Below are 22,536 nucleotides of genomic sequence, written 5' to 3'. Positions count from 1 at the left end.
TAATATAAAATAAAGAAGGGAAAGTGGAAATATATGGCAACAGTAGAAACAAATCACTATGGCGCACCAACTGAAATCAAAGCAATCGAGGTCATCAACGCTTACGAACTAGAGGATGCAGCACGCGAAATCGTACCTAAAGGCGGGTTCGATTATATCTCCGGAGCTTCGGGAGATGAATTTACCTTACGTCAAAACAATGAGGTTTGGAATAAAAAAGGAATCGTTCCCCGCGTAATGGCGGATGTGGAAAATCCCGATACAGCGACATCAATCTTTGGTCATGACATTAAAGTTCCGTTCATCATGGCTCCAATCGCAGCGCATGGTCTGGCCCACGAAACAAAAGAAGCCGGAACCGCAAAAGGTGTTTCCGAATTCGGCACAATCATGTCCATCAGTGCATACTCCGGTGCCTCCTTCCATGAAATAGAAGAGGGGTTGAAAGGCAGTCCGCGTTGGTTCCAAATTTACATGAGTAAAGACGACGAGTTGAACAAAAATATCCTGGATGAAGCTAAAGCAGATGGCGCAACTGCAATCATTTTAACTGCAGATGCAACCTTGAGCGGAAATCGCCATAGAGACGAACGCAATAAATTCGTTTACCCATTCGGTATGCCGATTGTTTCGCGTTACTTAACCGGTACAGGTAAAAATATGTCCCTGAACAATATCTACGCACAATCCAAGCAAAAAATTGCGCCAGCTGACGTGAAATTCATTTCTGAGTATTCGGGATTGCCAGTATTTGTGAAAGGCGTACAGTCTGCTGAAGATGCCTTGCTTGCAATTGGGGCTGGTGCAGCCGGTATCTGGGTATCCAATCACGGCGGTCGCCAATTGGATGGGGCACCAGGATCATTTGCAACATTGGAAGAAATTTCCAAAGCGGTAGCCGGTCGTGTTCCGATTGTATTCGACAGTGGTGTACGTCGTGGAGAGCATATCTTCAAGGCGCTAGCAAGCGGGGCAGACATTGTGGCATTGGGACGTCCTGTTCTTTATGGCTTGGCATTGGGTGGTTGGAAAGGTGTTCAATCCGTTCTCGAATATTTCGAACGAGACTTAAAACGTGTGATGCAGTTAGCCGGGACACAAACCATCGAAGATGTTAAAAAAGCACGTTTAGTAGATATAAAATAAATCAAACATTCAAAAAGAGAGACTCGGGAAACTCCCGAGTCTCTCTTTTTGTATAACCGGTTCTAATCATTAACCGCTGTGTTACTGATCGAGCTTCAAAAATACATCGTCTAAGTTTTACTTATACAATTTTTAAGCGCTCAAAACCATTTAAATAGCCGTTTTCAACAGATGGCAAGAGAAAATTAGATTAAAAAACAATGAATTTCATTAAAACGGCACTTATGAAAAACCCCTGAAAACACTTTAGTATCAACATTATAAGTTCAGCTTATACTCAGCGTAATTTTAAGTAAGTTGTTGAAAAGGCTTTCTGGTTCTAAACTGAAGTTACAGAAAAGGTTGAAAGCGATTTCCGAAAAAGGAAATATTTAAACCTAAAAAAATTAAAAACTTGGAAGGAATGAATCAGCATGACAACAAAAATTCAAACACTTAAGGAACTTTACCCAGAGGACTTATTAGGTTATTCACACGACTTAACAGAAGGAGAAATTGCTGTACTTAGTGAATTACGCGTTGCATTGGAAAAACACTTGAGACCTGTTGTAAATGAATATTACGAAAAAGGAACATTTCCTTTTGATGAATTCTACAAAGTTGTAAACGATGTTAACTTCATGAACGACGACCGTCTATTCGAAGGTCGCGAAAATCGCCTAAAAACAACTGAATTATTCAATATGTTCCTATACCTAGAATTGGCACGTTTTGACGCATCAGTTGCAACATTCTTCACCGTACACGGTGGTTTGTGCTTAAACACAATTTTGGTTGGTGGTTCAGAAGAACAAATCAATGAAATCGTTCCAAAACTACGTTCATTCGAATACCAAGGATGTTTTGGTCTGACAGAACCTGATCACGGATCTGATATCGCAGGTGGTTTGGCAACTTCAGCTAAACGCGATGGCGACAAATGGATCTTGAATGGTGAAAAACGTTGGATCGGTGGATCTGATACAGCAGATATTATTCCAATCTTTGCTCGTGACACAGAAGACAACAAGATCAAATGCTTTATCGTTCGTAAAGGTGCACAAGGATTGAATGTAGACGTTATCCAACAAAAAGGTTCGCTACGTATGATCCATAACGGACACATCACATTAGAAAACGTTGAAGTTTCTGAAGCAGATCGCCTACCAAACATCGAAGGCTTCAAATCTGTAAATGAGATCCTAACATTCACACGTGCAGACATCGCACATTTGGCAATGGGTGTTTCTGCGGGATCATTCATCGCTGCTCACAAATATGTGACACAACGTGAACAATTCGGTAAAAAATTGGCAAGCTTCCAACTTGTTCAAGAAAAATTGGTTCGTATGCAATCTAACTTCGTAGCTAACTTGGGATACTCCGTACAAATTTCTAAATTGCAAGAAGAAGGCGCACCATTGATGACCAACTCTGCATTGGCTAAAATGCACAACTCACTAAATATGCGTGAAAACGTAGCATTGGGACGTGAAATCTGTGGTGGAAATGGTATTACGCTTGAAGCAGACGTTATTCGTTTCTTCTTGGATGCTGAAGCGGTTTATACATACGAAGGTACACACGAAATCAACGCATTGATCGTAGGTCGTGCAATCACAGGAGTAGGGGCGTTCTAATACGCCTCTTTCCCCTTAATACATAATGAATACGAAAGTAGTGAAATAGATGGAAATTAAGAACGTAATGGTTATCGGTGCCGGTCAAATGGGCAATGGGATTGCACAAGTTTTTGCTCAAGCTGGATATGACGTTTACTTGAATGACATTAAAGATGAGTTCGTCAGTAAAGGGATGGCAAACATCGACAAAAACCTTGACCGTCTTGTTAAAAAAGAAAAGATGACTGAAAGTGAAAAGGCTGAAGTTTTAGGTCGTATCACTGCTTCCACAAGCTATGAAGACGCAAAAAACTGCCAACTTGTCGTTGAAGCTGCAACTGAAAACCCAACAATTAAATTTGATATTTTCAAAAAACTTGATGAACTGACATCAGAAGATACAATCCTAGCATCAAACACGTCTTCTATCTCAATTACTTCAATCGGCGCTGCAACAAGCCGTCCTGAAAAAGTTGTCGGACTCCACTTCTTCAACCCAGTTCCAGTCATGAAGCTGATTGAAGTGAACATGGGCTTGCTGACATCAGAAGAAACACTTGAAGCAATGCGTACAGTAGGCGAAAAACTTAACAAAACAGTTGTTGTGGTTAAAGATTCGGCTGGTTTCGTAGTGAACCGTATTTTGATACCAATGATCAACGAAGCTATTTTTGTCCTAAGCGAAGGCATTTCTTCAGCAGAAGAAATTGATGAAGCAATGAAATTGGGTGCAAATCACCCAATGGGACCGATTGCCCTTGCTGACTACATCGGTTTGGATGTTGTGTTGGCAGTTATGAACACACTATACACTGAATTTAAAGACACAAAATACCGTCCAGCACCATTATTGGCAAAATATGTTCAAGCTGGACAATTAGGACGTAAGACAGGTAAAGGTTTCTACGACTACACGAAATAAGGAGAATAATGATGACATTTGAATCAATTATTTACGAAGTGAAAGACTCCCTTGCGTATATTACGTTAAACCGTCCTAAAGCACTGAATGCCCTGAATCAACAAGTGTTAACGGAGCTTGATAAAGCCATTGACATGATTCAAAACAACACGGCAGTAAAAGCTGTCATCGTTACAGGTTCAGGGGAAAAAGCATTTGCTGCTGGAGCAGACATTACCGAATTGCAAAAACTGGATAGTGTTGGTGCAGCCAAACAATCTGAATTCGGGAATGCAATTTTCTCTAAACTGAGTCAGCTCCCACAACCAGTGATTGCCGCAGTAAACGGTTTTGCACTAGGTGGGGGAATGGAATTGGCATTGGCTTGCGACATTCGTTTTGCTTCAACAAATGCGAAACTGGGTCTACCCGAAGTTGGGCTTGGTATTATGCCCGGTTACGGTGGAACACAACGCTTGGCACGCTTGATCGGACTTGGGAGAGCGAAACAACTTGTTTTCGCAGCCGAGACAATTAACGCTGAAGAAGCTTATCGCTTAGGGATTATCAACAAAGTGGTTGAACCAGAAACATTAATCGAAGAAGTTGAAAAATTTGTTTCAAAAATGTTAAGTAAATCAGCAGCCGGTGTCCAAATGGCTAAGAAGACGATGGACCGTGGCTATGATATTCCTTTAGAAAATGCGTTGGCTTATGAAGCCGCAAATTTTGGCACGCTATTCTCAAACGCCGATCAAGAAGAAGGCATGACCGCTTTCCTGGAGAAACGTGCCGCAGATTTTAAATAAAGAAATAGTGATTGAAACCTACAGACACCAATAAAAGTTAAAAGGCGTTGCATATCGCTGACGCAACGCCTTTGACTGTATCAATGAGAGCTATCAAGGAGGGATTACCACATTGGAACCATTTAAAAGTTATGTTGTTAGAGCAAACGAAAATAATGTTGTGACCCATCAGATCGAAGAAGTAACCGAATCATTTTTAGGTGAAGGAAATACATTGATTGCAGTAGAGTATTCTTCCATCAACTACAAAGATATGTTGGGAATGGAAACAAAGGGTGGCGTTATTCGCACCTACCCGATGATACCGGGAATTGACTTGGCAGGAACAATTATTTCATCAGAAGACCCGAGTTTCAAACCCGGCGACCGCGTCTTGGTTACAGGTTATAAACTTGGAACGGAACATACAGGTGGCTTTAGTGAAGTTGCCCGCGTACCAAGTGAATGGGTTGTGAAATTACCAGAGAATTTATCGACTAAAGAAGCGATGATGTACGGTACAGCAGGATTTACTGCAGCTCTTTCTATTGCCGCTTTGGAAAAGAACGGGATGCGCGTAGAAGAACAGCCTGAAATTTTGATAACTGGTGCAACCGGTGGTGTCGGAAGTGTTGCGGCACAGATTTTAAGAAAGCTCGGTTACAAAAATATCACAGCAACCATCCGTAAAGATTACCAAGCAGAAAAAGCAAAAGCATTCGGTGCCACCAAAATTTGGGATATTAACGAAGTAACATCGAATGGTCGTCCCTTAAACCGTCGCGAATTCAAATATGTAGTGGATGCAGTAGGTGGCGATTTAACAGCAGATATTTTATCTAAAGTTGACGAATACGGAAGTGTCGCAATCAGTGGGAACGCTGGCGGCATCAAACTTAATACAACCGTTTTACCGTTTATTTTACGAGGCGTTAATTTATTGGGCATTAATTCAGTAAGTACGGACATGAAAGAACGTCAATTTCTGTGGAATAAATTAGCGAATGAATGGAATGTTACAGAGGAATTGCACTATAACGAAATAGCACTTGATGAAGTGTCGGAAACCGCTACAAAAATCAAGGCAGGCGCACATATTGGAAGAACCATCATCAAAATAAAATAATCGTGTTAGAAGGGTGATAATATGCAATTTGTAAATGAGTACAGGCAAAAGCTTGTCACTGCCGACCAGGCAGCTAAAGTTGTTAAATCGGGAGATTGGGTTGATTACGGCCAGTTTGTTTGCCAAACACAATTAGTAGACGAAGCATTAGCAAAACGTAAAGACGAGCTGCAAGATGTAAAAATTCGTGCAACGACAAGAACGACACCTTTGGCAGTCGTGAATGCTGACCCACACCAAGAAGTATTTACCTACAATAATTTCCACTACAGTGGTTACGACCGTAAATTACAAGATCAAGGCTCTGCTTTCTTTATTCCGATTTTTTACCATGAAAAACCAGGCTACTACAAAAACTACCTGGATGTAGACGTAGCAATCCTGGCAGTAACACCTATGGATGAATATGGTTACTTCAACTTCAGTACTTCCGTGGCATCCAGCCGTGCGATTGTAGAAAAAGCAAAAATCGTTATTCTAGAAGTAAACCCAAACCTTCCACGTGTTATGGGTGGAAACAATGAAAACGTTCATATTTCTGAAATTGACTATATCGTAGAGGCGAACTGGGCAATTCCGCAAATACCGAATGCAAAACCAACGAAAGAAGATGAAATGATCGCAAACTTGATCATTCCAGAAATCAAGAACGGCTCTTGTATTCAATTGGGTATTGGTGGGATGCCAAACGCTGTAGGTTCGCTTATTGCTAAATCTGACTTGAAAGATTTAGGCGTGCATACAGAAATGTTTGTGGATGCTTTTGTGGATATGTACGAAGCAGGTTGTTTAACTGGAAACATGAAGCAATTGGATAAAGGGAAAATTGTTTATACCTTTGCAATGGGAACGAATAAAACATATGAATTCTTAAATAATAATCCGGCTGCTGCAGCTTATAGCGTGGACTACGTAAATGACCCAATGGTAATCAGACAACAAGAAAATATGGTTGGTATCAATAACTGTATGGAAATCGATTTATATGGACAAGTAAGTTCGGAGTCAATCGGCACACGTCAAATTTCCGGTACCGGTGGTCAAGGAGACTTTACAATTGGTTCTTACGAATCAAATGGTGGGAAATCCTACATTGCAATGACATCTTCTTATGTAGATAAGTCAGGAGTGCGTCACTCACGTATCAAAAACTTCCTAACACAAGGTTCAATCGTAACGGTACCACGTTCGCTTGTATCAAACATCGTAACGGAGTACGGCATCGTCAACCTAAAAGGAAAATCAACTTGGGAACGTGCCGAAGATATTATCTCCCTTGCTCATCCAGAATTTAGAGAAGATCTAATCAAAGAAGCGGAACAAATGGGAATTTGGAGACGTTCAAATAAACGCGCGTTTCAATTAAACTAAGAAAAGGAAGTAAAAAAATGACTGAAGTTGTTATAGTTGCAGCGAAACGTACGGCTATAGGAAGTTTCGGTGGCGTTTTTAAGAACGTTACTGCGGTTGAGTTAGGTACTGCTGCTGTTAAAGCAGCGATGGCATCCATCAATCTGGATCCTAAAGAAGTCAAAGAAGTAGTATTCGGTAATGTTTACAGTGCAGGGAATAAAGGGAATGTGGCCCGCCAAGTATTAATTAATGCCGGAATCCCCCAAGAAGCACACGCAACAAGCGTCAATATTCTCTGCGGTTCTGGGTTAAGGGCAGTAGTCAGTGGGGCGCAATCCGTATTGCTGGGTGATAGTGATGTCGTTGTCGTTGGCGGGGCAGAAAATATGTCCCGTGCGCCATACATTCTTCCCAACTATCGCTTCGGTGGCCGCATGGGTAATGGCGAAATTATCGATACCATGTTGCATGACGGTCTCCATGATGCGTTCCATGATTACCACATGGGCGTGACGGCAGAAAACATTGCTGAAAAATATGGGATTACACGTGAAGAACAAGACCAATTGGCACTTGAAAGTCAAAATCGCGCTGAAGCTGCAATCACATCCGGTCGCTTTAAAGACGAGATTGTTCCTATTTCAATCCCACAAAGAAAAGGGGATCCCATTGTCATTGACACAGATGAATTCCCTAAATTTGGTACGACTGCTGAGACTTTGGCAAAACTAAGACCAGCTTTCAAAAAAGACGGTACTGTCACAGCCGGTAACGCTTCAGGAATCAATGATGGCGCAGCAGCTTTAATCTTGATGACTCGTGAAAAAGCAGAAGCGATGGGCTTGGAAGTGCTAGCTACGATTGCTTCTTATGGTATCGGTGGCGTAGACCCACGTATTATGGGAACAGGTCCGATTCCTTCCACTCAAAAAGCTTTGAAAAAAGCAAATATGACAGTTAGGGATTTAGAACTGATTGAAGCAAACGAAGCATTTGGAGCGCAAGCATTGAGTGTCATCAATGAATTAGGCTTTGACCGTTCCATCACGAACGTGAACGGCGGGGCGATTGCACTTGGTCACCCAGTTGGTGCCAGTGGCGCAAGAATTCTGGTGACGTTGGTTCACGAAATGCAAAAACGTGACAGTAAAACAGGTCTGGCAACACTTTGTGTTGGTGGCGGCCAAGGCGTATCAGTGATCGTCAAACGCTAAAACAAGTTAAGGACACTGGGGTGTATACAAATATGAAAGACACAGATGTTTGGCTCGGTGAATGTGAGGTCGGGGACTATTATGTCTCCGACACTTATGAGGTTACGGAAGAAGAAATCATTACTTTTGCCAAACAGTATGATCCACAACATTTTCATCTGGATGCTGAGAAAGCAAAAGATTCTTTTTTTAAAGGTTTAGCTTCAAGTGGGTGGTTGACCGCCGGCATTATGATGAAACTGCAAGTCGAATCAAATCCTTTTGGGTTTGACCTTGTCGGCGTCGAAGTGAAGCTGGAGTGGCCAAGCCCAACCCGGCCGGGAGATATTCTCCAAATCAGAACGGAAATTTTAGATATTAAAATGTCCCGTTCCAAACCGGAGCAAGGCATTTTAACCATCGAAACAACAACCAAAAACCAAGACGGAGAAATACGCATGGTCATGCAAAATAAAATACTGGGGTTCGTCCGACCTCAACAATAATAAGTTATAGATAGAATAGCAATATTTTGTTAATCGCACATAATAAATTGTTCGGTCAAAAATAATGGCTTTATAAGCTGAACTTAGGTAAGATAGAACTAATAAACGAAAACTTAGAAAAGGCATGATAAGAATGGATATTCAACAACTGTATTACTTTATTAACATCGTTGAATGCGATTACAACTTATCGCTAGCAGCGAGGAAAATTCATATCAGCCAACCCGCGCTTAGTCAATTTATCTCAAATTTTGAATATGAAAAAGACGTACTACTTTTCAATCGGAAACAAGGACGCCTTCACAGTCTCACAAGAGCCGGCGAAATTATTTATCAATACGCCTTGCAGATTGTCAAACAGCATGAAGAGATGCAGGAAATCGTGCGTGTTGAAGGGTTGAAACAAAAAGGTACAATTCGTATCGGTCTGCCTTCCTTGATTTTGCGTGTCTATTTTTCCGACTATTTCCCAAGCCTGGTTCTTGATAACCCCAATGTTCATTTGGAAATTATCGAAAACGGGAGCAATGATTTGCGGAAAAAGTTGATAAATGGTGAAATTGACATTGCAATCTTAATAGAACCAACGAGTCTGGATACGAAAAATTATGAACAACATGTTATTCAAATTGACGAGATGGCTGCTTTTATGGATCCGAATAATGCCCTCGCTCAAAAAGGTAAACTCGAATGGTCTGATTTAAAAGGCTATCCAATTGCCACCTTTAATTCGACTTTTATGACGAATCAATTGGTGACACAAAAATTGGAGAATTATGGCATTCAGGACCAATTGCAGTTTACTTCTTCATCGTGGGACTACTTGATTGAAGCGACCCGTAATAAAGATATTGTCTCGGTGCTGCCACGTCCGGTAGAAAAATTCTTCCCTGGCGAAATTATTAAAGTGAAGCATTTTCGTGACTTTATCCCGTTTAATTTCCATTTATGCAGACCTTTTAAGGATAAGTATAGTTCTGTCGAAAACTTCGTCTTCAGTGATATCATCAATCATTTTTACCAACCGATTGATAACTAGCCAGGGTTATAATGCTGACTTATAGATGGGATAATATATTACAAAGCGATTTCAAAACCTTATCGTTTCATTCACGTTTCATGGTTTATATAATAGGAGTAATGTTCAGTCAGACGAATATAAAAATCTTTATCAATTGAAGTATATCAGGAGGAATTTTTTTTATGAAAGAAGTAGTAATTGTTTCAGCACTACGTTCACCAATGGGTAAATTTGGTGGCGCGTTTAAGAATGTCTCAGCCGTAGATTTAGGAGCTAAAGTTCTAAAAGAATCTTATGAGCGCATCGGCCTGGATCCAGCGAAATTTGATGAAATCATCATCGGAAATGTACTGAGTGCAGGCTTAGGGCAAAACGTGGCGCGTCAAGTATCCATGCATGCAGGCGTTCCGAAAGAAGTGCCTTCATTCACGATCAACCAAGTATGTGGATCAGGCGTTAAGACTGTCATGTTAGGTGTTCAATCCATCGTAGCGGGCGATAACGACATCGTTGCTGTTGGGGGAACTGAAAACATGAGCCAATCGCCATTCGTCATGAATGACTACCGTTGGGGTGGCCGTATGGGAAATGGTCAAGTTATCGACACTTTGGTTAATGACGGTCTATGGGATGCTTTTTATGATTACCATATGGGTATCACGGCAGAAAACATTGCTGAAAAATTTGATATTTCACGTGAAGACCAAGATGCATTTGCATTGGAAAGCCAATTGCGTGCCGAAGCTGCCATCAAAGCAGGTAAATTCGATGACGAGATTGTTCCAATTGCCGTACCACAACGTAAAGGTGAGCCAATCATGGTAACCCAAGACGAAGGCCCACGTTTTGGTGCAACTTTAGAAGGTTTACAAAAACTTCGTCCAGCCTTTAAGAAAGATGGCGGTACAGTCACAGCTGGTAACGCATCAACAATCAACGATGCAGCAGCAATCATGATCTTGATGTCTAAAGACAAAGCAGAAGAATTAGGAATCAAACCATTGGCTACAATCGCTTCATACGCAAGTGCGGGTGTAGATCCCCAAATTATGGGAACAGGTCCAATCCCTGCTTCCAAAAAAGCGCTTGAAAAAGCCGGCTTAACTGTTGCTGATCTAGATTTGATTGAATCAAACGAAGCATTCGCATCAGAAGCAATCTGTGTGAACCAAGAACTAGGCTTGAATACGGATATCGTTAACGTAAATGGTGGAGCTATTTCTCTAGGTCACCCAATTGGAGCCAGTGGAACGCGTATTATCACGACGCTATTACACGAAATGATGAAACGTGATGCGAAGACTGGTCTTGCGACATTGTGTATCGGTGGCGGACAAGGTAACGCGTTGATTCTTAAACGTGACTAATTAAAATAAAAGGAAGGTGCAACTTGATGACTTTTTCGATGCCCTCAGACCATTCAAAATCCCAACCATTTATAGAAGCCGTGGAAGAGTATGCAAACCAGACACTGGCTCCCATTGCGCGTCATTATGATGAAACGGATGAATTTCCGCACGAAGAAATGCGTTATTTCTTCCAAAATGGTTATTTCTCATTGCTTACTTCAAATTCCGCTGAAGATTTATCAGCTTTTTTTGAAACCATCCGAATTGTATCCAAGAAATTTGCGGCCTTAGCAAGTATCTTGTTGACGCAGGGATTTTATGCTGTCACGCCCATCGCGCAATTCGGAACAGAGGGACAAAAAAAGAAGTACTTAACGGGTTTGGTTAACGGTGAACTTTACGGAGGATTTGGTCTGACGGAGGAGAATGAAAGAGGCGATTCCTTTTATATTCATACCACAGCTACAGAAACAGAAAACGGCTGGGTTATTGATGGCGTCAAGAAATACATATCCAACGCACCAATCGCAGATCTATTGTTTATCACTGCTAAATGTAAACAAAGTGACGGTACGGAGGAACTTGGTATTTTCTTGATTGATTCTAAAGCAAATGGGGTAAAGATTTCAGAACCAATGGCTAAAATGGGGATAAAATCTTTACCCGTAGCTTCCGTTACGCTCGAAAACGTAAGGGTTTCACGTGATTCATTACTCGGAGATACCCTAAACGGATCAGCTCAAGTGGAATTTACGATGAATCTGATGAAATTGTCAGTAGCTATGCAGGCAGTTGGTATTTCACAAGGAACCTTTGAAAAAGGATTGGATTATATGAGCCTGGTTCGTAAATTCGGCAATCGACTTATCGATAACCAATCCACCCAACAAAAAATGGCGGACATAAAAACGAGTATCTATTCATCGGAAGCATTTGTGAGGATGGTTATTAAGGAAGATACACAAAATTCAATCGAAGTTGCAATGGCAAAACTCCTGACCGCCAATGTTGCGGTTGAAGCGACCGAATCAATCATCCAGCTCACGGGTGGCTATGGCTACATGAAAGATAGTGAAATCGAAAGATATACCCGCGATGCGAAGGTGACGGCTATCTATGGTGGTTCATCTGATTCTCAAAGAAGGATGATCACAAAACCATGGCTTGAAGGACAAAAGGAGTATTAGTCGCCTTAATGGATGCAAGTAAGGAGAGAGCTCATGGAGAAGTTTAATACCCTCTTATTAAAAGTAGAAAAAGGGATTGGCTTATTGACGATCAATCGTCCCCAATCGCTTAATACCTTAAATACAGAAGTACTAACCGAATTAGCACGGGCTCTTGATAGCATCGCACGTAGTGAGGCGATTCGTGTTTTAATTATCACGGGAGCGGGGGATAAATCATTCGTAGCTGGAGCAGACATTAACGAAATGCTGGCGAAAAATACAATCGAAGCACATACGTTTTCGACATTGGGGAATACTGTTTTCTCTAAAATCGCTGATTTGCGTCAGCCTGTGATAGCAGCTATCAATGGTTTCGCGCTCGGCGGTGGTTTAGAATTGGCACTCGCTTGCGATATTCGCATTGCTTCTACCAATGCCCGTGTGGGACAGCCGGAAGTGAAAATCGGGGTAATTCCCGGATTTGGATCGACAAAACGTCTCAGTCGTATTGTCGGTTTATCCCGAGCGAAGGAATATATCTTTACCGGGCGGACCATCAAAGCGGACGAAGCACTCCGTGTCGGGCTTTTCAACCGTGTCGTTGAACCGGAAAACTTGTTGGACGAGGCGCGTTTGATGGCATCTGATATTGTTCGTAACGCACCACTTGCCGTCGAAAATGCCAAACGTACGGTTAATACCAGTTATGAAATGCCCGTTAGCGACGCGTTGACGTTGGAAGAGAATGCCTTTAGTTTCCTCTTCAGTACGCAGGACCAAAAAGAAGGCATGCAAGCTTTCATTGAAAAACGTGCTGCTTCATTTAAAAGACAATAATTTAAAGCCGTACGGTCCGTCATTCATTTTTTGAATGTGGCTGTATGGCTTTTATTATATAATGCATAGAAGAGAAGGAGTGAAAAGATGGCGGACACCTATACATTTCATGACATGGTTTTTACTTGGCTGGATGGGACGACGATGTTAAGTGATGGGGGAATTATATTTGGACCCGTTCCAAAGGCTGTTTGGAGTCGGTACTATCCTTCAGATGAACAAAATCGTATTCCAGCAAAAACGGATCCCATTTTAGTTCAGTATCACGGAAAAAATTACCTGATTGATGCAAGTCTGGGACCGGACAAGATGGACGAAAAAGCAAAACGGAATAACGGCATTCAAAGGATAGGAAATATAGCGTCGAGTCTGAGCACCCTTGATTTAACGCGTGAAGATATTGATGTAGTCATGATGACGCATATGCACAACGATCATGCAGGCGGCCTGACTTTCTTGGAAGAAGGGAAGCTCCATTCTACCTATCCGAATGCCATCATTTATGTGCAAGAAAAAGAATGGGATGACGTCAGGAACCCATCAGATCGGACACGTAACGCCTACTTAAAGGAAAACTGGGAACCGATTCAACATCAAGTCCAAACGTTTGGTGAAAGGTTGGAAGTGGCTCCGGGCATCACCATGATTCATACTGGTGGCCATAGCCGTGGTCATTCCCTGATTCGTTTTGAACAACAGGACAAAACACTCTTACATATGGCCGACCTTTTAATCACATCTGTCCAAACGAATCCGCTTTGGGTTGGTGGCGTCGACGATTACCCAATGGATTCCATTGCGGCGAAGAAAAAGTGGATGGAAGAAGCACTTGCTAATGAGTATGCCTTTATATTTTATCATGATCCATTTTACCGGGTTATCACCTATACCAAAGACGGCAAGGCGATTCAATCCGCCATGCCATGCTCGCAGGAATCGGTTATTCCGATGACCGGAAAACAGGATAAGACCCATAGGATTGTTTAATATCAAAAAATACCGGCTCAAATTTTGAGCCGGTACAGTTATTTCTACTCCCATACCCCTGTTATAAGGTTCATGTGTAAGGTAGTTTGTTCAGTTGCATCATATCGATAGATACCGATGAGATTGACATGAGTGCCATCAGGGGAGTCAGCATAAAAGTCATACTGGTAAACATTGTAGGATGGAGAGGAGACCATAAAGAAGTCATAGTCCGTTAACCCATAAGCAGCAATGATAGCTGCTAATCCGAGTGTCTCTTGATCTTCAACCGATTCTTCTTCAGAAATTTCAGGTTGAACGGATTCCACTTCCGCCACATCGCTTTGATCGGTCTGGTTAAATGTTACAGGTTCCTCCGATTCTGATTCCTCTTCGACAACTATTTCAGTTGAAACAACTTCTTCAACAACCTCGACACTTTCCTCAATAATTTCCGCAACACTTTCTTCTTCAGGTTCCGCTTCAATCACTGCTTCGACTTCCGCTTCAGACTCTTCTATATATATATCTTCTTCAGGTAAATAAGATTCTTCGATTACAATAACTTCTTCAACTAAAGGGGGCTCGGTCAGGTATGCCATGGCGCTGATACGTTCCATTGAACCACCCGATAAAGTGCCCCCGGAAATAGAAATTCCAATAAGTGCAGTCAATAATAAGTATGTTTGCATAACTTTCCCTCCTATTGAGAAAACGAATGAACGAGATATTTGGCATCCTGATCTAAACCTACCTTTCATTAATGGAATCGCTTACAACTTTATTATAAGCTATTTTCTGAATTACGTCATCTCAGATCCCAAAATTGAACAGTCAGTCGTGTAATCTCATGAAACAACCCATTATGAGTAATTAAACCATTTAGTCGATGGATTTAGATCCAAATGGTTTAATAATGATTAATAAAACCATTTCAAGGAAAAAATTGCGGTCAAATGGTTTAATAATGGTTAATTAAACCATTTCAAGAAAAAATTAACACTCAAATGGTTTAATAACCAAATTCAAGAAATAAACAAACCATTTTTCTTATTAAAATAGATGAAAAACGTGCCATGGTTATGTCATAATACACATATTGTGTGATTGGAGAGGAAGATTGGCATGAAGATTATCATCGCAGGTGGCGGTAAAGTCGGTTCCGTCCTATGCGCGGAACTTGCGACTGACGAAAATGATATTATCATCATTGAAAAAAACGAAATGCGTCTTGAACAACTTATTAACCAAGTTGATATTTCCGGTATTGTCGGAAATGGGGCGAGCATCGATATTCAAAAAGAAGCAGGTGTTGAGAATAGCAATATTTTTATTGCAGTTACACCGCAAGATGAAGTAAACATTATGGCGTGTATCTTGGCCCAGAAATTAGGTGCTAAATATACCATTGCACGTGTTCGTAATCCAGAATATTCCAGACATTTTGATTCTTTCCGTGAAAGTCTCGGAGTGAATCTGATGATTAACCCGGAAATGGAATCAGCCCGAAGCATTGCCAGAATTATTAAATTTCCAAATATATTGAGCATCCAGTCGTTTGCTAAAGACCAGGTTGAATTGATTGAATTAGAGGTTCGAAATGACAGCCCTATGGCAAATATGTCCTTGAATGATTTTAGAACGCGATATGGTGATGTTCTTGTTTGTACCATTCGTCGTAAGGACGAGACGTTTATCCCATCCGGTCAAAATACAATTCGTATCGGTGATCATATATTTGTTTTGGGAAATAAAGCCACCATTCGTAAGTTCTATAAAAAGATTCGCCGTAAAACAAGAGACGTTCAGTCTGTTTTAATTATTGGGGGCGGACGTTTAACGTATTATCTGTTGGATGTGCTCAAAGACCACCATATGGCCATAAAAGTCATTGAACGAAATCGAGAAATCGCGGAAGACTTAAGCGCGAGCTATCCCGATGTGGAAATCATTCTCGGTGACGGTACGGATCAAGATGTCCTGAAACAAGAAGGCATTGAAAATTATAGTGCTTTTATCAGTTTGACCGGGGTAGATGAGGAGAATATTATTGCCTCCCTCTATGCCCTACAACAAAATGTTGATAAAGTCGTTACCAAGGTAAACCGGGAGATTTTGTTGAAAATTTTTGATTCATTAGGAATGGAGTCCATCATCACGCCCAAGCGCGTCATCGCCAACTCCATTCTGCGCTTTGTGCGTAGCTTAGGCAATACGTCGGTGTCGGATGTCGAGGCGTTGTATCGTCTCGCCAACAACGAAGTAGAAGCCATTCAGTTCAAAGTCAAAAGCGGTAGTAAGGCAGTTGGCATTCCTTTGGAAAAACTTGCGACCAAGGAAAACCTGTTGGTTGCCTATATTATCCGTAACCGTAAATTAATCATCCCGACAGGACAAGATAGCATTCAACCTTCGGATCAGGTCATTATCATCACCAAAGAAAAATATTTCGATGATATTGATGATATTTTAAAATAGGGGGATGCCAGTTTGAATAAACAAATTGTTCGTTATGTAGTTGGACGATTATTGCAAGTCGAAGCGCTTCTCTTGATTCTTCCATTGATTGTGAGCTTTATTTATAAAGAAGCATCCATTTATAAAATGAGCTTCTTCGCGGTTATTATTTTCTTGTTGGTTATGGGACAATTATTGGCGTTTAAAATGCCAACCAACACAAGGCTGACAGCCCGGGAAGGGTTTGTTATTGTCGCATTGTCCTGGATTCTGTTTTCTTTTTTTGGTGGACTGCCCTTTGTCATTAACGGGGATATTCCATCCTTGGTGGATGCCTTTTTTGAAACGAGCAGTGGCTTTACTACGACGGGTTCCAGTATTCTAACGGATGTGGAAGTACTTGCCTATTCCAGTTTGTTCTGGCGCAGCTTTACCCATCTGGTCGGTGGGATGGGGATTTTGGTATTTGCCCTGGCTATCCTTCCAAAAATCGATTCCCAATCCGTCAATATCATGAAGGCAGAAACACCAGGTCCTACCTTCGGAAAGCTGGTTTCCAAATTATCTACATCTGCCCGGCTACTCTATATTATCTACCTAGCTATGACGGCGGTTGTCGTGCTACTCCTGTATATCGGGGGCATGAGCTTCTTTGATTCCTTGCTCCATGCATTTGGTGTGGCTGGTACAGGAGGATTTGGGATTCGAAATGGGAGTATTGCGCCTTACGAAACACCTTACTTCGAATGGGTAATCGGCTTCGGGATGTTGGTCTTTGGGATAAATTTCAATCTTATTTATCTCTTTTTAATCGGGAAGTTCAAACAAGTATGGCAAAGTGAAGAATTGAAGTGGTATATCTGGATTGTCATTGGGGCAATCGGCTTAATTTCTCTCAATTTGTTAAGTACCTATGATTCTATCTTAAAACTCATTCGGGATGTATTCTTCACTGTTTCTTCCATTATTACGACTACCGGGTTTTCAACAGCTGATTTTGGTCAATGGCCTCTGTTTTCCCAGATGATTTTGTTGCTGTTGATGTTTGTGGGAGCCTGTGCGGGTTCCACTGCTGGTGGGTTGAAGGTGTCACGTGTCGTTGTTTACGCAAAAATATTTGTAGCGGAAATTAAACGAATGGCCAATCCGAGCCGCATAGTGACAGTCTTGTATGATAAAAAATCATTAAACAAAAATACGAAGCATAGTGTTGCAAATTACCTTGTCATTTATTTCCTCCTTTTTGCCGGGATCCTTGTATTGATAACGTTGGACGCACCGGATTTCCTATCGGGATTTAGTGCGGTTGCCGCCACTTTCAATAATATTGGCCCGGCATTGGGAGTAGTGGGCCCCGCGCATAGTTTTGCGGAATTGAATGATTTATCTAAAATTATTCTCTCCTTCAGTATGTTGGCCGGCAGATTGGAGATATTTCCGATCTTAATTCTATTCGCTCCACGGACATGGAAAAAATAGTGGAAAAAGATGCTCTCACGAGTGTCTTTTTTCTTTTTTTGTGGATAAATAGGAGGAAAAGTATAAATAGCATGTGAGTAACCTTTTGAAAGCCGGTTATTCGGGTGTTTATAAGATAAAAAGTTATCCACAGTTTTCCACAAACGATGTTGACAACTCCACTCGACTTGTGAAATAACGGTATCAAACGTTGATTAAACAACCTGAAGATTGTGAAAGTTGTCTGGGCATAACTATTTTTTATCATGGGAGAGTGATATTTTCAGAAAACAACATCTTGATTGAAATCAAAAATAGTTCCTAAATATAGTAGCGAACGTGTGTACATGTGCATAACTTCTGTGCATAACTTGTGGGGAGAGGTGGAAAACTGAACAGTTATGCACAAAATAAAAAGCAGTTAAGAACTTTATAAGTTCCCAACTGCTTTTCAACATGATTAATTTAATTGATTCAAGTAATCGACTTGTTCGAACTTGTCGGATTCCGTAATCCCCACTAAAACAAAATCTTCAGTAATGGGTTCATTGGGATCAAAAGAAACGAGTAATTTGCCATTTTTAGTACGGCGCATGCCAATGATATTGATATCGTATTTACGACGTAGGTCTAACTGGATTAAAGTTTTACCTAGCCAACGCTCTGGTGGATAGAATTCCACCACCGATGTTGACTCATCCAGACGCACAATATCTTCAATATTCGTCCGTAACAGGTTTTTCGCCACGCGAATACCGGCTTCTTTTTCCGGTTGAATCACGACGGTCGAGCCAATTTCTTCCAATACTTCACGGTAATTCTTGTTTTTCGCTTTGGCAATGATACGTTTGATCCCCAATTTCTTGCAGTTCAAAACACCCAGCACACTTGCTTCCAAATAGGTTCCCGTTGCGATAACAACCGCGTCACAGTCTTCCAAACCGATTGTTCGCAATAGTTCTAGATCAGTGAAATCCCCGACTACCCCTTTAGTAATATAAGGTTCAACGCGATTTACATTATCCTGATCCATGTCAATGGCAATAACATCACTACCGAACTCAGCCAAGGTTTTGGCGATGGTGGATCCAAAGATACCCAGTCCCAGGATGCCGATTAATTTACTCATAACGTGACTCTCCTAACCAATGATAATGTTGCCTTTTGTATAGGCAATGTCTTTAACCATTCTATTTTTTCTAACCAAACTATCCACTAACGTGATAGGACCAATTCGGCCTGCAAACATAAGAAACATGATAACAAACTGACTTGGTATTTCCAAAGTAACGGTGAGGTTAGCTGACACACCCACAGTCGCTAATGCCGAAACAGCTTCGAACAATAAATACAATGGGTTCACGTCCGGATTAAACATTAATAACAAACTTGTCCCCAGTGCCAACGTAGCTGACATAGCAATAAAAATCGTAAGTGATTGTCGCACCACATTTTGTGGAATTGTGTGATTGAACACATTCACATTATTTTGCCCTCTGATTTCATTATAAATCATCAACAAGACAATCGCGAATGTGGTTGTTTTCATCCCACCAGCCGTCCCTCCAGGCGAACCGCCAATGAACATAGTAATCACACTCATGAACATGGAAATAGGGGTGATGGTTGTGTAATCAATAGTTGCAAAACCCGCAGTCCGCATCGTCATTGTATGGAAGAAACTCGCCAGTACTTTTTCCCCGAAAGAAAAAGTGCCGATAGTGGCGTCGTTTGAATATTCCAGAAGGAGAAACATAAATGTTCCACCCACAAGGAGGACCACCGTCATCGCAATGGCGAGACGCGTATGAAGGGTTAAAGAACGTAGGCGACGCATCAATGACGGTGTTTGCTTCATTTTGACGGAAGCATGGACCATGTTGGAAACGTCAAACCAAACCGAGAACCCGATTCCGCCCAAAATAACTAAGGCAGCAATAACCAGGTTAATGAGAGGGTTGTGAACATATTCGATTAAACTTATATTTCCCATCGTGTCAAAGCCCGCGTTACAAAAGGCGGAAATTGCCAGGAACATGGAGGTAAACAAACCTTTTGCCCAGCCAAATTCCGGTACAAAATATAAACTAAGCAAAAGCATGCCTGTTCCTTCGATAACGGCTGTATATTTGATGATGGTGCCGATGTAGGTCCGGAAATCCTTCCCATCTCCGCGGTTGATTCCCTCCTGGACAGCAAGTTTATTCCGGAAACCAATTCTGTGTTTGGAAATTTGGGTGATGAAGTAAGCAATCAAGGTCATCAGTCCCAACCCGCCGATTTGAATAAGTATCATCGAAACGATTTGCCCAAATAGCGTATATGAATCCGCTATGGACTCGGTAAACAACCCCGTCACACATACCATCGAAACAGCTGAGAAAAGATTATCTATATAAGTAGCGTTTGAGGTCGGGAGTTGACTGATTGGTAAAGATAGTAAAAGCGAACCAATGAATATCACGGTCGCAAAACTGGAGGCAATTTTTTGTGAGGCGGTCCAGCTTTCCATTCTATTTAGCAAAATGAACATTCCCTTTCTTTCTGAAAATGTTTTAGGATAGACGTATTTTAATACGAAAAAATGAAAAAAGATAGCAATTATTTATTTGTGCAGATTTCACCCTAAAATGATTTTTCCATCGGTAAATTGGATGTTTTTTGTTTCTTTATCCTTACGTGCCAACGTTTCAGCCATCGTGATCGGCCCAATCCGCCCAATGAACATCATCAGCATCAAAATAATCCGGCTGATAACGCCCAAAGTCGGCGTCAGTCGCGCCGACATCCCAACCGTTGTAATAGCCGAAACCGATTCAAACATCAATAAGATGAAATTAACTTCGGGATTCAATAACGACAACAAGCCCGTTCCGGCGATAAACGTCGCCAGGAAAATCAGGAAAATCACCACTGCGTTTCGAACCAGATTAACAGGCAAAGTATAGTTCCAGATATTAACGTTCTTTTGCCCCTTGCTCTCATTGATGATCAATAAAACAACCATCGCAAACGTCGTGGTTTTGATTCCACCAGCCGTACTCCCGGGCGAACCACCCACAAACATCGAAAGTATAAATGAGAACAGCGTAAAGGAATGGACTTCAGTAAAATCGATTGTAGTCATACCGGCTGTCCGCATCGTGATCGTTTGGAAAAAGCTGGCCAATAATTTTTGTCCGGTCGTAAAATTGCCGATGGTATCCGGGTTATTGAATTCCACCAACAAAAAAGTAAGGGTCCCCGAGACAATCAAATATAAACTGACCGATAAAGCCAATCGGGAATGGAGGGTGAGTTCCTGGAAAAAATAACGCAAACTCTTGCGTCGGCTTCGTTGTGGCCATTTGCGAATGAGTTGGGAAACGTCAAACCAAACATGGAAACCAATCCCACCGAGGAAAATCAATAGGGCTATGACAATATTAACCAAGGGGTCATGGACATACGCAGTAAGTGACACCGCACCTAACGTATCAAATCCACCGTTTGTAAATCCTGAAACCGCTAGGTACAAAGCGGTAAACAAGCCTTTTCCCCAACCAAAATCAGGTACGAAACGGAATGATAACAAGATAAAGCCAATACCTTCGAAAACAAAAACGTACCTTAAAATCAAACGCATGAATGATCTGAAATCCGTCGCATCTTCGCGGTTGATGCTGGCCTGCACGACCATTTTGTCCCTCAGATTCATTTTTTTGCCCATAAAAGCAATGGCGCTGGCCACGATGGTCATGAGTCCCAGCCCGCCCACCTGCATCAATATTAATGAAACAATCTGGCCGAAGAGGGAATAGGTATGGGCGACTGGATGAATAACCAGTCCCGTCACGGTAACGAGTGAAACGGCATGGAAAAAGTGGTCAAACAAGGTCGCTTCCGAACCGGGAGCCTGGCTGAAAGGTAGAATCAGGAAAATAAAACCGATTAAAATCATGACCAGAAAACTGACACTAATTTTTAAAGAGGTGTGCCAACCATCCATCCAATTGCGCAAAGCCTTCACTCCTTTCGATTTGGTATTGCACGAACGCCCAAAGTTCTCTAACATGAAGATGAATTTAAAAAAGGGGCGTAATCATATGAATATCAAAATTATAACAGTTGGAAAGTTAAAGGAAAAATATTTGAAGCAAGGCATCGCCGAGTATGTCAAACGTCTGGGCAGCTACTGTAAACTCGAAATCATCGAGGTCAACGACGAAAAAGCACCCGAAAATTTGAGTGACAAAGAAATGGAAATGATCAAGGACAAAGAAGGCGAACGCATCCTCGCCAAAGTCAGCGATCAAAGCTATGTTTTCGCCCTGGCCATTAACGGCAAACAATACGATTCCGTTGATTTCGCTAAAAAAATTGAAAACCTCGGCATCACCGGTAAAAGTGATATCACTTTCATTATCGGCGGTTCGCTGGGATTAAGCAAGCAAGTGCTCAAACGCGCCAATGAGGAGATCTCGTTTGGGAAGTTGACGTTCCCACATCAGCTGATGCGGTTGGTTTTAGTGGAGCAGGTTTATCGAGCGTTTCGGATTATTAAAGGGGAGCCGTATCATAAATAGACACAAAAATTACTCATGATTTAGGTTGGGCGATGCCTTATAGAGCACCACTAACCGGTCGTGAGTAGGTGGAACAGTCTGTTTACGCAAAGGTTAGGCG

General features: G+C 41.6%; 20 protein-coding genes. 16 read left to right on the top strand and 4 right to left on the bottom strand.

The features are described from left to right. The first annotated feature begins 33 nt into the window (after positions 1-33). From ACTU7M_RS02095 to ACTU7M_RS02035, 13 genes are all read left to right on the top strand, one after another. A complete protein-coding gene (locus ACTU7M_RS02095) occupies positions 34-1,146 on the top strand; it encodes a lactate oxidase (protein WP_443472718.1) in 1,113 nt (370 codons plus the stop codon). Between the two features lie 413 nt (positions 1,147-1,559). Further along, positions 1,560-2,765 (top strand): acyl-CoA dehydrogenase FadE, encoded by a 1,206-nt coding sequence (fadE, locus tag ACTU7M_RS02090; RefSeq protein ID WP_443472717.1) that lies wholly within the window; start codon positions 1,560-1,562, stop codon positions 2,763-2,765. 49 nt (positions 2,766-2,814) lie between these two features. Beyond that, a complete protein-coding gene (locus ACTU7M_RS02085) occupies positions 2,815-3,669 on the top strand; it encodes a 3-hydroxybutyryl-CoA dehydrogenase (RefSeq protein ID WP_443472716.1) in 855 nt (284 codons plus the stop codon). 11 nt (positions 3,670-3,680) lie between these two features. Continuing rightward, on the top strand, positions 3,681-4,457 hold the full coding sequence (locus ACTU7M_RS02080; protein WP_443472715.1) for an enoyl-CoA hydratase-related protein: 777 nt from the start codon (positions 3,681-3,683) through the stop codon (positions 4,455-4,457). A 112-nt stretch (positions 4,458-4,569) separates the two neighbouring features. Next, complete coding sequence (locus tag ACTU7M_RS02075) at positions 4,570-5,562, top strand: acrylyl-CoA reductase family protein (RefSeq protein WP_443472714.1); 993 nt, start codon at positions 4,570-4,572, stop codon at positions 5,560-5,562. Between the two features lie 21 nt (positions 5,563-5,583). Continuing rightward, positions 5,584-6,933, top strand: a complete 1,350-nt coding sequence (locus ACTU7M_RS02070) for an acetyl-CoA hydrolase/transferase family protein (RefSeq protein ID WP_443472713.1) — start codon at positions 5,584-5,586, stop codon at positions 6,931-6,933. A gap of 17 nt (positions 6,934-6,950) precedes the next feature. Then, positions 6,951-8,129: an acetyl-CoA C-acetyltransferase gene (locus ACTU7M_RS02065; RefSeq protein ID WP_443472712.1), complete on the top strand. Its 1,179-nt coding sequence runs from the start codon at positions 6,951-6,953 to the stop codon at positions 8,127-8,129. Between the two features lie 32 nt (positions 8,130-8,161). Further along, positions 8,162-8,614 carry a MaoC family dehydratase gene (locus tag ACTU7M_RS02060; protein ID WP_443472711.1) on the top strand — a complete coding sequence of 151 codons (453 nt, stop codon included), beginning with the start codon at positions 8,162-8,164 and terminating at the stop codon, positions 8,612-8,614. A gap of 133 nt (positions 8,615-8,747) precedes the next feature. Beyond that, positions 8,748-9,653 (top strand): LysR family transcriptional regulator, encoded by a 906-nt coding sequence (locus tag ACTU7M_RS02055; RefSeq protein ID WP_443472710.1) that lies wholly within the window; start codon positions 8,748-8,750, stop codon positions 9,651-9,653. A gap of 164 nt (positions 9,654-9,817) precedes the next feature. Next, positions 9,818-11,002, top strand: a complete 1,185-nt coding sequence (locus tag ACTU7M_RS02050) for an acetyl-CoA C-acetyltransferase (protein ID WP_443472709.1) — start codon at positions 9,818-9,820, stop codon at positions 11,000-11,002. Positions 11,003-11,028: 26 nt separating this feature from the next. Beyond that, a complete protein-coding gene (locus tag ACTU7M_RS02045; RefSeq protein WP_443472708.1) occupies positions 11,029-12,171 on the top strand; it encodes an acyl-CoA dehydrogenase family protein in 1,143 nt (380 codons plus the stop codon). Between the two features lie 33 nt (positions 12,172-12,204). Beyond that, positions 12,205-12,990: an enoyl-CoA hydratase-related protein gene (locus ACTU7M_RS02040; RefSeq protein WP_443472707.1), complete on the top strand. Its 786-nt coding sequence runs from the start codon at positions 12,205-12,207 to the stop codon at positions 12,988-12,990. Between the two features lie 87 nt (positions 12,991-13,077). After that, positions 13,078-13,977, top strand: coding sequence for an MBL fold metallo-hydrolase (locus ACTU7M_RS02035; RefSeq protein ID WP_443472706.1), 900 nt, complete (start codon positions 13,078-13,080; stop codon positions 13,975-13,977). A gap of 44 nt (positions 13,978-14,021) precedes the next feature. Here ACTU7M_RS02035 and ACTU7M_RS02030 read toward each other — a convergent pair whose 3' ends face one another. Then, complete coding sequence (locus ACTU7M_RS02030) at positions 14,022-14,648, bottom strand: hypothetical protein (RefSeq protein ID WP_443472705.1); 627 nt, start codon at positions 14,646-14,648, stop codon at positions 14,022-14,024. Between the two features lie 433 nt (positions 14,649-15,081). Between ACTU7M_RS02030 and trkA the strand changes: the two genes are divergently transcribed. Together trkA and ACTU7M_RS02020 are read left to right on the top strand one after the other, a co-directional pair. After that, positions 15,082-16,434 carry a Trk system potassium transporter TrkA gene (gene trkA / locus ACTU7M_RS02025; RefSeq protein ID WP_443472704.1) on the top strand — a complete coding sequence of 451 codons (1,353 nt, stop codon included), beginning with the start codon at positions 15,082-15,084 and terminating at the stop codon, positions 16,432-16,434. Between the two features lie 12 nt (positions 16,435-16,446). Continuing rightward, positions 16,447-17,892, top strand: coding sequence for a TrkH family potassium uptake protein (locus ACTU7M_RS02020; RefSeq protein ID WP_443472703.1), 1,446 nt, complete (start codon positions 16,447-16,449; stop codon positions 17,890-17,892). A 439-nt stretch (positions 17,893-18,331) separates the two neighbouring features. Here ACTU7M_RS02020 and ACTU7M_RS02015 read toward each other — a convergent pair whose 3' ends face one another. From ACTU7M_RS02015 to ACTU7M_RS02005, 3 genes are all read right to left on the bottom strand, one after another. Beyond that, a complete protein-coding gene (locus ACTU7M_RS02015; protein ID WP_443472702.1) occupies positions 18,332-19,000 on the bottom strand; it encodes a potassium channel family protein in 669 nt (222 codons plus the stop codon). A 12-nt stretch (positions 19,001-19,012) separates the two neighbouring features. After that, the gene (locus ACTU7M_RS02010; RefSeq protein WP_443472701.1) at positions 19,013-20,404 is read right to left on the bottom strand and encodes a TrkH family potassium uptake protein; all 1,392 of its coding nucleotides are present in this window, start codon (positions 20,402-20,404) and stop codon (positions 19,013-19,015) included. Between the two features lie 87 nt (positions 20,405-20,491). Continuing rightward, on the bottom strand, positions 20,492-21,871 hold the full coding sequence (locus tag ACTU7M_RS02005) for a TrkH family potassium uptake protein (protein WP_443472700.1): 1,380 nt from the start codon (positions 21,869-21,871) through the stop codon (positions 20,492-20,494). 85 nt (positions 21,872-21,956) lie between these two features. On the opposite strand from ACTU7M_RS02005, the gene rlmH reads away from it, so the two are divergent. Continuing rightward, a complete protein-coding gene (gene rlmH, locus ACTU7M_RS02000; RefSeq protein ID WP_443472699.1) occupies positions 21,957-22,436 on the top strand; it encodes a 23S rRNA (pseudouridine(1915)-N(3))-methyltransferase RlmH in 480 nt (159 codons plus the stop codon). Positions 22,437-22,536: the final 100 nt, after the last annotated feature.

The sequence above is a fragment of the Jeotgalibaca sp. A122 genome (assembly GCF_052266715.1).
Classification (GTDB): domain Bacteria; phylum Bacillota; class Bacilli; order Lactobacillales; family Aerococcaceae; genus Jeotgalibaca.
This window is presented reverse-complemented; position numbering and strand designations above follow the sequence as displayed.